At 69.2% G+C, this 12,545-nt stretch carries 15 protein-coding genes and 1 pseudogene; 4 read left to right on the top strand and 12 right to left on the bottom strand.

Features of this window, described 5'->3' with window-relative positions; all coding sequences use genetic code 11:
* Window positions 1-113: 113 nt before the first annotated feature.
* The 3 genes and pseudogenes from ACTVZO_RS07800 to ACTVZO_RS07790 all read left to right on the top strand — a co-directional run.
* Window positions 114-281: pseudogene (locus ACTVZO_RS07800) on the top strand (DUF4158 domain-containing protein); the annotation flags it as partial.
* Between the two features lie 26 nt (window positions 282-307).
* Window positions 308-550, top strand: a complete 243-nt coding sequence (locus ACTVZO_RS07795; RefSeq protein WP_443303428.1) for a DUF4158 domain-containing protein — start codon at window positions 308-310, stop codon at window positions 548-550.
* A gap of 33 nt (window positions 551-583) precedes the next feature.
* Window positions 584-796, top strand: coding sequence for a hypothetical protein (locus ACTVZO_RS07790; RefSeq protein WP_443297686.1), 213 nt, complete (start codon window positions 584-586; stop codon window positions 794-796).
* 143 nt (window positions 797-939) lie between these two features.
* Here ACTVZO_RS07790 and ACTVZO_RS07785 read toward each other — a convergent pair whose 3' ends face one another.
* The 8 genes from ACTVZO_RS07785 to ACTVZO_RS07750 form a co-directional block, all read right to left on the bottom strand.
* On the bottom strand, window positions 940-1,323 hold the full coding sequence (locus ACTVZO_RS07785) for a hypothetical protein (RefSeq protein ID WP_443297685.1): 384 nt from the start codon (window positions 1,321-1,323) through the stop codon (window positions 940-942).
* A gap of 243 nt (window positions 1,324-1,566) precedes the next feature.
* Window positions 1,567-2,762, bottom strand: a protein-coding gene (locus ACTVZO_RS07780; protein ID WP_443296327.1) for an IS3 family transposase whose coding sequence is annotated in 2 segments (ribosomal slippage) — window positions 1,567-2,510 and window positions 2,510-2,762 — 1,197 coding nt in all. Because the reading frame shifts where the segments join, the coding sequence is not laid out codon by codon here.
* 63 nt (window positions 2,763-2,825) lie between these two features.
* The gene (locus tag ACTVZO_RS07775; RefSeq protein WP_443297683.1) at window positions 2,826-4,175 is read right to left on the bottom strand and encodes an MFS transporter; all 1,350 of its coding nucleotides are present in this window, start codon (window positions 4,173-4,175) and stop codon (window positions 2,826-2,828) included.
* 54 nt (window positions 4,176-4,229) lie between these two features.
* Window positions 4,230-5,249, bottom strand: coding sequence for a hypothetical protein (locus ACTVZO_RS07770; RefSeq protein ID WP_443297682.1), 1,020 nt, complete (start codon window positions 5,247-5,249; stop codon window positions 4,230-4,232).
* A gap of 184 nt (window positions 5,250-5,433) precedes the next feature.
* Window positions 5,434-6,426 carry a hypothetical protein gene (locus tag ACTVZO_RS07765; RefSeq protein ID WP_443297681.1) on the bottom strand — a complete coding sequence of 331 codons (993 nt, stop codon included), beginning with the start codon at window positions 6,424-6,426 and terminating at the stop codon, window positions 5,434-5,436.
* 53 nt (window positions 6,427-6,479) lie between these two features.
* The gene (locus tag ACTVZO_RS07760) at window positions 6,480-6,914 is read right to left on the bottom strand and encodes a hypothetical protein (RefSeq protein WP_443297680.1); all 435 of its coding nucleotides are present in this window, start codon (window positions 6,912-6,914) and stop codon (window positions 6,480-6,482) included.
* 474 nt (window positions 6,915-7,388) lie between these two features.
* Window positions 7,389-7,796 (bottom strand): hypothetical protein, encoded by a 408-nt coding sequence (locus ACTVZO_RS07755; protein WP_443297679.1) that lies wholly within the window; start codon window positions 7,794-7,796, stop codon window positions 7,389-7,391.
* A 255-nt stretch (window positions 7,797-8,051) separates the two neighbouring features.
* Window positions 8,052-8,684, bottom strand: coding sequence for a hypothetical protein (locus ACTVZO_RS07750; RefSeq protein WP_443297678.1), 633 nt, complete (start codon window positions 8,682-8,684; stop codon window positions 8,052-8,054).
* A 203-nt stretch (window positions 8,685-8,887) separates the two neighbouring features.
* Between ACTVZO_RS07750 and ACTVZO_RS07745 the strand changes: the two genes are divergently transcribed.
* Window positions 8,888-9,019, top strand: coding sequence for a hypothetical protein (locus ACTVZO_RS07745; RefSeq protein ID WP_443297677.1), 132 nt, complete (start codon window positions 8,888-8,890; stop codon window positions 9,017-9,019).
* 125 nt (window positions 9,020-9,144) lie between these two features.
* On the opposite strand, the gene ACTVZO_RS07740 is transcribed toward ACTVZO_RS07745, so the two are convergent.
* From ACTVZO_RS07740 to ACTVZO_RS07725, 4 genes are all read right to left on the bottom strand, one after another.
* The gene (locus ACTVZO_RS07740) at window positions 9,145-9,498 is read right to left on the bottom strand and encodes a hypothetical protein (protein ID WP_443297676.1); all 354 of its coding nucleotides are present in this window, start codon (window positions 9,496-9,498) and stop codon (window positions 9,145-9,147) included.
* Window positions 9,499-9,614: 116 nt separating this feature from the next.
* On the bottom strand, window positions 9,615-10,124 hold the full coding sequence (locus tag ACTVZO_RS07735; RefSeq protein ID WP_443297675.1) for a hypothetical protein: 510 nt from the start codon (window positions 10,122-10,124) through the stop codon (window positions 9,615-9,617).
* Complete coding sequence (locus tag ACTVZO_RS07730) at window positions 10,121-10,735, bottom strand: plasmid replication/partition related protein (RefSeq protein WP_443297674.1); 615 nt, start codon at window positions 10,733-10,735, stop codon at window positions 10,121-10,123. The genes ACTVZO_RS07735 and ACTVZO_RS07730 overlap by 4 nt, the downstream gene beginning before the upstream one ends.
* A 268-nt stretch (window positions 10,736-11,003) precedes the next feature.
* Entirely contained in the window at window positions 11,004-12,521 is a 1,518-nt protein-coding gene (locus ACTVZO_RS07725) for a VirB4 family type IV secretion system protein (protein WP_443297673.1), read from the bottom strand.
* Window positions 12,522-12,545 lie beyond the last annotated feature (24 nt).

Raw genomic sequence — 12,545 nt, 5'->3', positions numbered from 1 at the left:
GTCTCATCTGATCTTGGTAGATCTGCAGCTGGTCTCGGCGGATGTTGCCGGTACGGGGACAATGGCCAGCAGGTTGGGGTTCAAGCAGCTGATCACCGTGCCGTGAACTGCATGTGTTCTTCACGCCTTCCGAGGAGGAGCGGGCCTTCGCGGAGGAGTCCGAAGATTCCAACGAGCACCGTCTCGCGCTGCTGGCGGCGCTGAAGTCGTACCAGCGGATGGGCTGCTTCCCCAAGGCGCACGACGTGCTGGACCAGGTGATGGAGTTCGTGCGCCGGGCGGAGGAGCTCCCGGAGGACACCTGCCGGTGTACGGCTCGGAGCGGATGGCCGAGAGCCAGCGGAGCATGGTCCGCCAGCGGTGCGGGATGCGCTACGACGGGCAGGCAGCCCGCGCGCTGGTCGAGGAGACGATGCGCATCGAGGCAGCGTCGAAGAACAGCCCGGCGGACCTGATTAACATCGCGCTGGAGAAGCTTGTGGAGGCCGGGATGGAGATCCCCCGGCACTCCACGCTGGACACGATGGCCCCACCCTGCGGGCCCGGGTGAACGAGGCGATCCTCGCCGGGCATCCGGGATCGGATGACCGAGGACGAGTGGGTGCGGCTGCTGGGCTTGGTCGACGCGGACATCATCAAGGCCGCGCGCGACATGCTGCCCAACGCCGACCTGTCGATCACCGCGATCGCCAAGCTCCTCAAGATCAGCCCGGGGACGCTGTACAACCACATCCCCGACCTGCGTGGGCTCCGCACCAGCCGCATCCCGGCCCCGCTCGACGGCGGCAACCGGTGATCCCCGGCCTGCACCGCCTCAGGGGCTGTTCCCTCCAGCTCGGTGCCGAGGAGCCCGGCCTGTCCGGGCCCCGGTCGGCGCTCCGGACGACCTGATCGCCCAAAGTCCACCCTGACGAGCGGAAGTCAGTAACACCACCCCATTCAGGCGTCGTCGGCGATGCAGACGGCGTAGACGGTGAACTCGGGGTAGTTGTTCGGGTTGCCGCCACGCTCCAGAGCGGCCATCGACACCATCCACCCCTTGCCTTCGGAAGAAGGGCGGCTGCGGTAGGCGAAGTCGCGGTCCTTCATGTCGGGGCATTCCCACCCGCCGCCGGTGACGATGTAGCCGGCGGGAGCCTTGGCCTCCAGCGTTGTGTAGGACCAGTACGTGTTACTGCCGGTCGAGAGGTTGTCCGGCACGCCACAGCGCCCCTTGATCTCGACGGTCTGGTACTTCAAGCCGGAGCCGTTGTGGCCGCCAAGCGCCTTGTGGGCACCGTCGCGGACCGCCGCCGCGGCCTTCCCGACATCAGACAGACTCATCGTGGTGTTCCTTTCTTGTGCAAGGATCGAACATCCGTAGGGATACCAACCACCAGCCTCGAACTGTGGGACCGTGACCCAAACGAAGTGTGGCGCGACCAGCCCCGACCCGGCTCTGCGCCATCTGGCCAACTCAGGTGGAACGTCTTGGCGACTACAGCGAGCTACTTGCTAGTTGGCCTCAGCTAGCAGCGATGCGTTTGAGGGGCCCCGCGTTTTCCGGACAGCTGCTAATTAGCAAATTCAGGCTGCGAGCTGCTGGTTCAGGTACTCGTCGTGGACCTCTCGTGGGGTCCGGTACCCGAGTCCCGAGTGACGGCGCTTCGTATTGTAGCGGACCTCTATGTAGCGGGCGATGTCGCGGTAGGCGTGTTCTCGGGTGGGGTATACGGTCCGGTGGACACGTTCATTTTTCAGGGTCGCGAAGAATGATTCCGCCATGGCATTGTCGTAGCAGATCCCGGTCCGGCCAACGGATTGCCGGATTCTTAGCCCGGTCAGTGTATTGGCGAACTGGGTCGAGGTGTAATTGCTGCCGCGGTCCGAGTGAAAGATGGCGTCTTCGGCGAGTGGGTGGTTGCGTGCTGCCATTTTGATGGCTGCTTCGATAAGTGGGGTCTTGTAGTTGTCGTCCATGGCCCACCCGATGACGGCTTTGGTGTGGCAGTCGATGACGGTGGCGAGGAATACCCAGCCTTCCCAGGTTGGAATGTATGTGATGTCGCCGACCATTTTGCGGCCGGGTGCGTCGGCGGTGAAGTCGCGGTTCACGAGGTCAGGGATCGGGCCGGCGGAGCCGTCGTTCTCGGTGAGGCTGTGGCGCCACGGTCGTGGCTGACACGCCTGGAGGTCCAGTTCCCGCATGAGGTCACGCACGAGCTCGGGTCCGCAGGGGACGCCCCACGCGGACAGGTCGGCGTGGACCCGACGGTAGCCGTAGGTTTCGTCAGAATCCTCGAACGACTTGGTGATCAGCAATTTCAGATCCTCCCGTCGCCGGGCAGTCGCTGAAATCGGCCTGCTCCGCCATTCGTAGAAGCCGGAGCGGGATACTTCCAGCCAGTCGCACATCTTGGCAACCGGCACCGTGTCTTCAGTGTTCGTGGTAAATATTGCGTACTCTGCATCGATGAACTCGAACTTGTCGCTCACCGAGGGTCCTTGGCGAAGTACGCTGCAACTTTTTCCAGGAAAGCGACTTTCTGTCGCAGCTCGCGCAATTCTCGTTCCTGCTCCCGCAGGCGGGCGCGCTCGTCGAGCGTGAGTTCCGGCTCCTCGCCATCATGCTCACGACGGTATGCGTTGACCCAGTTTCCCAGAGTTCCTTCAACGAGTCCGAGTTCCCGGGCGACCTGGGCGACCGGACGCGACGTCTCGATCACCATCTTCACGGCCTCTTCCCGATACTCCGGGCTAAATTTCCTGCGTTTCTGCGACAACCGACTTCCCTTTCCGAGTGGTCCCACCGTAGTGGGACCACTGTCCGGAAGGTTCGGGGCGCCTCAGTTCCAACCCGCACTGGGCGGAGCATTCCGCAGATTGGAACAGCTCGACGTACCAGCAACGGCCATGCGTGAATCTCCTTCGAGGACAGGTGAGTGGGGGTTCTGTGTCTGGCGGGGGCGCCGGTGGCGGCCGGGGCGACGGCCGGGGCCGAGCTTTCGGCGGGCGAGGGTGAGGATGGCCAGCGAGGTGGCGGCTCCGGCGGCGGGGAGCCCGGCGAGTACGTACGGGAGCTCGGCGAGGGCTCCGGCGAGCGCGGTCCCGGCGGCCTGGCCGGTGCCGACCGACAGGATCAGCCAGGCGTACGCCTCGGTGGTGCGGGAGGCGGGAGCAAGGGAGTCAACGGTGTGGAAGCCGTTGGTGATGATCAGAGTGAGGAACAGTCCCGGGACGACCGCGAGGGCGATGGCGGCCCGGGGCTCGGGCTGGGCCAGGAGCGGAACCCATCCGGCGAGGAACAGTGCGCTGGTGGTGATGAGTTGGGTGGTGGTCGTGCCGGGCCATGTCCGGCGGGCGTAGATCAGGCCGCCGAGGAAGCTGCCGGTGGAGAACGCGGCGGGGAGCGCCCCGGAGAGCATGGCCAGCCCGTGGGTGCTGGCCATGCCCGCAGCCCACACCGTCATCGCGCCGAGCGCGAAGCCCGTTCCCGCCAGCGCGGTGCACAGCAGGACCAGACCGGCCCCCATCAAGCGCCCTCTTCCCACCGTCCCGTCTGCGGTGGCTGGACGCCAGGTCCGCGAGGGGGCGGCGGTCAGGACGACCGCCGTGCCCACGAGCCCGAGTGCGGCGGTCGCGGTCAGGGCGGTGTCGGGCCCGTGCGCGGTGGCCAGCCAGGAGGCGAGCAGGGGGCCCGCGATGTAGAGGAGTCCCTGCGACCCGGTGTCGAGAGCCTGGACGACTCGGCGCCGCCCGGGATCGGGTACGACGGTCGGCCACAGCGCCCGCAGGCCGGCCTCCAGCGGCGCCGTGACCAGGCCCGCGAACCCCACCACCGCGGTCACCGCCGCCGGGTGCCCGCCCGCTCCGATCCAGGGGAGCGCGGCCAGGCAGCCGGAGTTCAGCAGCACCGCCGGCGCCGACACGCGGGTCTGTCCGTAGCGGTCCATCAGCCTGCCCTTGACCGGCTGGGACAGCCCGGACGCCAGCCCGTACAGCGCGGCGAGCAGGCCGGCGAAGGCCAGCGACCCTCCGCCTCCGGTGATCCACAGGACGAGTCCGACGGGGACCATGCCGTTGGGCAGGCGTCCGGTCAGGGTGCCGCCGAGCAGGCGCAGGACATGCTGGCTGCTCAGGACTGCGCCGTACGTGGCGGGCGGTGGGGTGGTGGTCGGGTGATCGGCCAGGGTCAACAGGGCAGGGCTTTCCGTCAGAAGGCGTGCGAGAAGTGGGCGCCGGACCGGTCGCTATCGGCGGTGCGCGGAGGTGGTGCTGACCGGAGGCGCTGCTGCCACGGGGGTGGTGGCGAGGGCTGGTGGGCGGGGCGTGGGCAGATGCCGGGGAGCGGGGGTGCGGTGCGGTGGCAGGACGGCCACGGCCTCTTCCAACTGCTCTCCGACGTGCGTGAGGTCCTGGAGCAGGTGACCGGTCTGGGCCGAGAGCATCCGCAGGCGGACAGCGATCTCGTGCCCGGCCCGGGTGTCCAGCGCGCCGGCCCAGGTGGCGCAGGTGTCGAGGAACTCCGTGAGCTGGGCGATGTGGCCGGCGGGAGCGTGGGGCGGCCGGTCGGTGACGTAGGAGATCGCCTCGGCGACGTCGCTGCTGTGCTGCGCGTCGATGACGTCGCGCGTCAGCTGGGCGAGGGGGAGTCCGGGGAGCGCAGTCGGTGCCGACGCGTGCCCGTCGGGGAAGAGGACCCCGGGCGGGACCGCCGGCGGGAGGTCCCGGATGGCTTCGTCGTCGGTGTCGTAGCAGCCCAGTACCTGCATGTGCGGGCTGTCGATGTCCCCGGCGAGGACCAGGACGACCTCTTCGTCCTCGTCCGGGTACGGGAGCAGGGCGACGGTGAGCTGGCGGCCTGTGGCGTCGTACCGCGACTCCTGGGGCTGGAGCAGATGACGGCTGCGGGCCGCACGGGCCCGGGCGGCCCACCACTCCTGTTCCTCTCCCGTGAGCCGCGGCCCCGGGCGCGGAGGATGGGTCGGCTGAAGGGCCAGGTCCCGCAGGAGTACGGCGTGCTCGCCCCAGGTCCGCAGGTAGGGCCACAGCCGTGCGTCGCGGGCAGCGGAGTCCTGGCCCGGGTGGTGCTCCTCCAGGATGCGTACGGCCGCGTCCGCGGCGTGGGCGAGGTCGGAGACCAGAAGGTGCCAGCCGGCGTGGTGGCGAGCGGGAGGCATGGCCTCGATACCGGCACTCGCGTGGGCGAGCAACGTGGGCACGTAGGGCCGGAGATCGCCGAAGAGGGCGGCGAGTTCCCGGTTGCGCAACGCCTCGACGGCTTGGGCAGCCTGCTCGTTGAGTATGTCGCCATGGTGGTTGTGGAGGCGCTCCAGGGCAAGCTCGCAGCTGAGTGTGGTGACCGAGAATCGGGTGCCCCAGCCGGTCAGAGCGTCGATTGCTTCTTGCAGTGGTGGGATTGGGGAGTGAGGGATGAAGGCTCCAGGGGGGCGGCTACCTGCGGGTGAGTGAGGCGGTGATCTGCAGGGGCGGGGAGGGGAGAGCGGGCGTCGTGCGGACCGGGGCGAGAGCTGTCCGGCGCCAAGAGGCCGGGCTGACGGAGCGGGCGAGGTCGACCAGGTCCTGGCCTTCGAGCAGCCACACCGCCAGCGGATCGGGATCCGCGGCCTTCTGCGGCGTCGTGGAGGCTTCCTGCGGCAGGGCCGGCTGGCCGAATACGGCATCCATGTCTTCCAGGAACGCCTGCTCATGTGTGTTGAGGCGGGTGTTGTTGGTGCGCAGGGTGCTGATGAGGTGCGGCGCGGCGGTGGCGAAGCGGGCGAAGGCGGCGGCCAGATCAGGCTGGGGCGGACCAATGACCGTGCCGGGCTCGTACGCCTCGTGGGCCCAATCCAGATCGTCCCTGAGGGTGATCAACTGCAGCCGCCAGGAGGCACGGTGGTATTTGGCGAGGAGGGAGGAGCTGACCTGGTGGGCGGCGTACACAGGCTCGTCCCCCACGGTGATGCTGGAGGGCCCGGCAACCTCCGGGGTCAGGTTCATGTCTTCCGGGATGAGCGCGCCGACGCGGTACAGATTGCGGCCGGGGACCGGTACGACGGCCAGCTCGGCCCCGCTCTCGCTGCCGAGGATTGCCGCGGCCAGCACACGGTCCGTCTTGACCGTGTGAGCGAGAGGGTCGGCGCGGGGTGTCCACAGGTAGTACAAGAGGTCCTCTTGCACGATCGGGACTGGGTAGTTCTCGACCCGCACGCTCCACTGGCCGGGCAGGTTCTCGACGAGTTCGTGGGCGAAGTCGCCGATGTATTGGAGGCCGTTGGTGGCGACCAGGACCTTGTGCGTCAGAGCGGTGTCGCCGAGGGCGGCCAGCGACTGCCGGGCGCGGGCTATGTCGGTAAGGGGCGTGACGTAGTTGCCGGCGCTGTCCTTCTCGAATCCTGCGAGCTGGAGAGCGGTCCGGGCCCAGCGCCAGTTGTCGCCGGACACGAGGCCGACGATGCCGTCGTGGCGGCTGGTGAACAGGGTGATCTCGGACGAGGTCAGCGGGGAGCTCCCTCGGCGTCGGCGACGAGCGCCGGAGTGGGCCCGGGCCGGTCGGGCAGGGTGTCGTGCGCGGCGGCGAGCAGGTCGATGCCGAGCTGGAAGAGCGTGCGGTCGGCGATGTCGAGGAGGTCGCTCGTGCGGTCGTAACGGGCGGCAAGCTGGGCGTGGCCCTGTTCCCGGCAGCGGTCGCCGGCGGCGCGCAGCAGGTTCCGCAGTGCGATCAGTCCGGCTTCCTCGCCACCGGCGGCCAGTTCGGTCAGGGCGTGGACCTCGGCGGGTGTTGTGGCCTGGGCCATGGCCTCGGTGCAGGCGCGCAGCGGGGCGGCGGGATCGCGCGGGACGGGCAGACCGCGCAGGAAGGCGGCGGCCTCCTGGCCGGCCCGGCGGCGCAGTTCGCTGCTGCCGGGCCCGTTGTAGGTGGTGGTGAGCATGGGCGGGGTGGATCCTTCTCGCGTTAGCGGGTGCGGCTCGGCTGTGTGGATGCTGCGGGTGTGGGGGTGACCGGCGTGGTCTGCGGCGGCCTGGAGCCCCGGGCCCGTGCGGTGGCGTACTGGGGCGAGGTGCTGGCGGCGGCCTGCGGTACTCCGACGCGGTACCACTCGCGCGGGTCCCGGACCGGCCCGCTCCGTGCCGCCTTGGTGTTCGCGGGATCGAGGGAGTAGTCGGCGTGGACCTGGTATCCGCTGCCGCGCAGGCTTTCGATGGCCTGGCGGGTGCGGCGGGGCCCGTCGTGGGTGGGGGCCGTCAGCAGGTAAACGCCGTGCAGGCCGTGAACGGGCTGGAAGCCGAGGCGGGTCAGGTACCACTGGCTGATGTGGTGGGGGATTCCTTGGGCGGAGGCGACGTACCCGTACTGGGGGTGCGTGCCGACGACGAACTGTTCGGGCAGAAGAGCTCCTTGTGGATCAGCGCCGTGCGGCGCGCGACGGGGAGGCTGGGACGGAGACGCTCATAGCGACCAGGGCGGTGGACAGCCGGGGCGGTCGGTCTGGGGCAGGCCTGGCCGGCGGCCACATCGCCGGGTGGTCGCTGAAGTGGGAGAGGGGGTCGGTCGCCCACCCGACGACAGGACCGCGGTGATGTTCGTCCAGGCTGATGACCTCGATGCCGTGCGGGTGCAGCACGTATCCCCACTCCAGCTCGTCTGTGGCTTCGGGGGCGACGGTCATCCGCCGTGGGGGCGAGCCGTCCAGGGTGGAGAGGTTCTTGGGCTGGCTGCTTGGCCAGGTCTCGCCGCCGGTGAGGGCGAGGACCAGCTCCTCGGGAGCGTGGTCGAGGAGGTCGGTGCCCAGCTCGTCCCATCTGATGGCCACATCGTCGATCAGGTGCCTGGAAATGGCGTCGAGGTCGCCCTTGAACCTGTACTGGTACGCGGTGAGCAGGAGCGGAAGGTGGTTGCTGGGGAGGCCGTCTTGATGGACGTGGATGCCGTCGTATCCGCCGGCCTCGGTGGGCCGGGCGATGAAGGAGCGAGTGGTCAGGGGAAGTCTTCTCCGGTGGGTGCGGTGGGTGCAGGACCGGGTAGCGCAGGCCGGGCGGTGGCGCTCGCCGCCTGCAGACGCTTCGGGTCAGCGGGCCCTGCCCGGGCTACCGGGCAGGGCGGGCGGCAGCACGGTCATCGGTGCGGGACCCGCATGGTTCCCGGGGCAGAAGTAGATCTCCAGCGGATGCAGGTCGCTGAGTGTGACGTCGAAGCCGAGACCACGGAGCCGGTCGGCGGTCTCCTGGACGAGGACCTCGGGTTCGAAGGGGGAGTTAGCGGCCGGCATACACAGTCCGGTACCGGGATCCAGATGCCAGCGGTCGTCATCATGGAGCAGGGCTCGCACGGCGCGGGGCATGACCGCGTCGGCGATCGGCCGACCGTCGTCCGACCGGCCGATGATGACGCGTTCTGCCTGCTTGAACCTGGTGCCGCTGGCCACGCTCATCGCCGCCATCCGGTAGTACGGAAGCAGGCGGCGCCGTACCTCGGAGGCGGCGCGGGCGGGGTCGCTGGGAACAGCGACGGCTCGCGGGTGCTCGGTCGCGTCGTGCTCGAACACCCCTGCCGGAAGCAGCGCACCGACGAGGAACTCGCCGGACTGGTGAGGTCGCTGGACGATGTAGAGCTGCAGGCCGTGCGCATGGGTGAGGACGGCCCGCGCACGCAGATGGTCGTCGTCCTCGCGCAGCGCACGCCAGAGCACTCCCTCTTCCATGTCCCAGAAGCGTTCGTCGGCGTGGCTCCACCGGTACGGCGTCGGCAGGACTCTGTGGCTCCACGCGGCGCCCAGGCGGGGCGCAAGCTCGGCGGTGAACGCCTCCAGGGAGGCGGCCGTGGCCGTCGAGCGCCGGAGTGCCTCCTACTCGAAGGGGGTTATGGAGCTTCCCTCGGTCATGCTCTGCTCGCAGGGTGATGGAGGTGAACTACGGGAAGTCCGAGCGGCTGCAGTGCGTGTACGGCCTGGTGCACGATGTGCTCCTGCTGCTCGACGGGCAGGGCGGCTGGCGCGGTGTAGGCGTCCAGCCGGGAGCAATAGGTGAACCCCCTTGACCACAGGACACGTTGCACCGGGTCGGTGAGGGGCAGGGATATCGGTCCGGCGGCATGCAGTCCTATGTGGATGCTGACGGGGTGGTACACGGGGAACCTTCCTGGAAGACGGGGCGGGACGGCGATCAGCGCCCGCGCATGCTGGGTTTGGCCGGCGGCGGGGTGGGGATCTCGGCCGCGATCACACCGACGGTTGCTGGTGGTGACGGCGTGCGGGTAAGCCGTACGAGGAGCGCGTCGACTGCGGAGATCAGCGGGCCCACGTTGTCGAAGTCCGGGCTGGAGGACACCGTGGTGTCGTACAGGACCGTCGTCGCAGTCCAGCCCTCGGCGGGGGCTTGGTGCGTGGCCAGCCATCCGTCCTGCCTTCCGATGAGAACGACGGAGTCGTGCCCGGGCGGCCAGGCGTAGACGATCCAGTCGTCCAACCCGTACTGGACATCGCAGATCAGGCCGCGTTCGCGCAGCGGAGTAGTCACGTGGGCGAAGCGGGCCCATGCCCGCTGCCAGCTGGGGTCGAGGACGTTTCGGTGATCCGGAAGGGGTGCCAGCGGACGCTCTGCTGGGCGACCCGTCGCCGGGTCCTGGCGCGAGGTCATCCGAGGTGGTCCACGTCCCAGTCGGAGTCGTCGAGAGTGTCCTGCTGGTAGTGAAAGACGGCCTCTTCCAGCGGGTGGAGGCTGGAGAATCCGGAGTGGGTGCGGAAGGCATCGGTGCGTTCGTGGACGTACTGTTGGGTGTCTGCGGCTGCGGTAATGGTGTGGACGATGTTCCGCGACGAGATCAGGCCCCACTGCGTCAGGTCTGTCGGGGTGGTGCGCTTCATCCACACCCAGATCCCGTTGCCGAGCTTGATGATGCTGTCCGGGTGGTAGAGCCCGCCGGTCTTCCGGTTACGGCGGGGGCTGCGGCGCTCACCGAGATCCCGCATCAGGCCCTGGGCGGCCTTCCTGATGATGGCCCTGTCCAGATCGCGGCGTTCGCGGATCCGGTCGCACAGGTCGTCGAGCACGTCCTCCTTGTGCATGCGGCCGGCGTCGGTGGTGACGTGCTGGGCGGCTTCGAGAGCGAGTTGGCGCAGCTGGGGGTCAGCGGAGTACTTCAAGCGAGGTTGCGTTCCTTCCATACGGTGGCCAGTTCGGCCAGGGCGGTAGCGGCGTGTTCGATCACTTCACGGGTGACGGCACGTCCAGGTGGAGCGAGTTCGGGGTCGTACTGGGCGAAGGTGCGGCTGCCGCGTATCTGGGCGAGCGAGGGGAGGATGTCGCAGAGCAGGTTGGTGGCGACACGGCGCTGCCGCAGGTCCTCTTCCAACCGGGCCTTCCGCTCTGCCCAAGCACCCTGGATGGTGAGAGCGCCCTCTACGACGCGGTCGGCGAGCCGGGGGTCCTCGACACGGAGCCGGGCGAGCTGCGCCTCAGCGCCGTTGGCGCGTTCCTTGTTCTCCCGGGCTACGCCGTAGGCCTCGTCGAGCCCCATGGTGCCGTTGATCACCGCATCGACAAGGTTGGGTGCGTGCTGCAGGACGGTACTTGCCCGCCCCAGGAAGGCGACGGCGATTCCGACCTGGTCTCCGAGGGCCCGTGCGGTCTGTTCCGATTCGGAACGGCCGCCTCGTTCCGAATCGGAACGGCCCTCCTGTTCCGATTCGGAACGGGCCTTGATGGTGATCATCGCGACCTGCCCCTTGGAGAGATGGCGGCGGTGCAGATTCACGGAGAGTACGTAGACGGCGGGAATGGCGCCTTCGTAGGTGTCGAAGACCGGTTCGATGCCGACGCGTTCGCAGGCGGCAAGTCGGGCGCGGCCGTCAAGGATTCGACCGTGGGGGTCGAGGACGATGGGATGGAGGAGGCCGTTCTCCTGGATGTCGAAGGCCAGGGCTGCCAGCTCTTCCTCGCTCAGAGGGGGGAGGAGCGAGGTGGTCGGGTGGATGTCGATGGTGCTGTCCTGTCGGTGGTCTGGGTTGGTGAAGGCCCGGAAGTCAGCTCATCCGGGAATCCGTATCGAACAGTTGCTGTTCGGCGGGGTGGAGCAGGTGCTGGACGATGAAGGAGCGGCCGGCGACCTTCCACAGGCCGCGTCCGCGGCTGAGGTGGGAGATCGCTTCGGTCTCGACGGAGGTCAGGCCGAGTAGGGCTGCGGCTGCGTGGACCTGGTCGGTTTCCTGCCGGTAGATGATGCGGGTGGAGCAGTCCGCGAGGAGTCCTTCGGCCAGGGCGCGGCCCTGGGATCCGGCGTCACCGGCGGTCAGGAGGTCGGAGAGCCGGTGGATGACCATGAGGTTGGCGATGCCGAGGCCGCGGGAGAGCTTCCACTGGGACTGCATGCGCTGCAGCAGCGCGGGGTGGCGCATCAGGCGCCATGCCTCGTCGTAGACGATCCACCGCCGGCCGCCGCGCGGGTCGGTGAGGGCGGACTCCATCCACGCGGAGGCGCAGGTCATCGCGAGGACGAGCGCGGTGTCGTCGCCGGATCCGCCGAGGCGGGACAGGTCGATGGACAGCATCGGGGTGGCCGGGTCGAAGGCGACGGTGGAGGGGGCGTCGAACATGCCAGCCAGGTCGCCGTGGACCAGGCGGCGCATGGCGTGGGCGAGGTCGCGGGCTGCCTCTCCGAGGTGGCCTGAGACGGTGCCGGCGGCCTGGTCGAGGAGGGCGGGCTGGGCGAGGGTGTGGGCGATGTCGCCGAGCAGCGGGGTACGGCCTGCCGCGGCTGCGGCCTTGACGACGCCGTCGAGGGTGATGTCGAGGGCGGTGTGCTCCATCGGCATGAGGTCTCGGCCCAGGACGGTGCGGGCGAGGGAGCCGAGCAGGAGCAGGCGGCGCTTTCGGACCTCGCCCGCCCAGTCCGCCTCCGGGACCGACGGCGGCCTCGGGGCGGCATCCATCGGGTTCAAGCGGCCCGGCAGTCCGGGCCCGAGCGCGATCGAGGTCCCGCCCAGTGCCTGCGCGACCGGCGTCCACTCGCCCTTGGGGTCGCAGGGCACGTAGATCCGGTATCCGAAGGCCACGGACCGGAGCGCGAAGCTCTTCGCGAGCGCGCTCTTGCCCTGGCCGATCACACCGGCGAGCAGGATGTTCGGGTTGGTGAACCCTTCGACCTTGCCGTACAGGGTGAACGGGTCGAAGACGAAGGCGGCTTCGGCGTGGACGTCGCGGCCGATGTAGATGCCGTCGGCTCCCAGGCCGCCTTCGGCGAGGAACGGGTAGGCGCCGGCGGCGACGGCGGTGGTCATGCGGTGGGCGGGCAGCCGGAGCTTGTTGCCGCGGGCGGAGGCGCTGCCGGGTCGTCCGGCGGCGGGGTAGAGGGGGAGGGGCATCGCCTCCTGGTTCGGCTCGTGTTCGCCGGAGTGGGAGGTGGCTTCGGCGCGGGCTTTGGCCTGGGCTTCGGCGAGCTGGCGGCGGGCGGCCTTGCGGGTATTGCGGTCGGTGCCGTGGGGGGTGAACAGGGGGCTGGCGGATGCGCGGCGGGCGCGGCGGCCGGGGCGGTGCTGGGACATGGGGGCGGATCGTTTCTGCGGGGG

Origin of the sequence: Streptomyces sp. IBSNAI002, assembly GCF_052244475.1 — a bacterium.
Lineage (GTDB): Bacteria > Actinomycetota > Actinomycetes > Streptomycetales > Streptomycetaceae > Streptomyces.
This window is presented reverse-complemented; position numbering and strand designations above follow the sequence as displayed.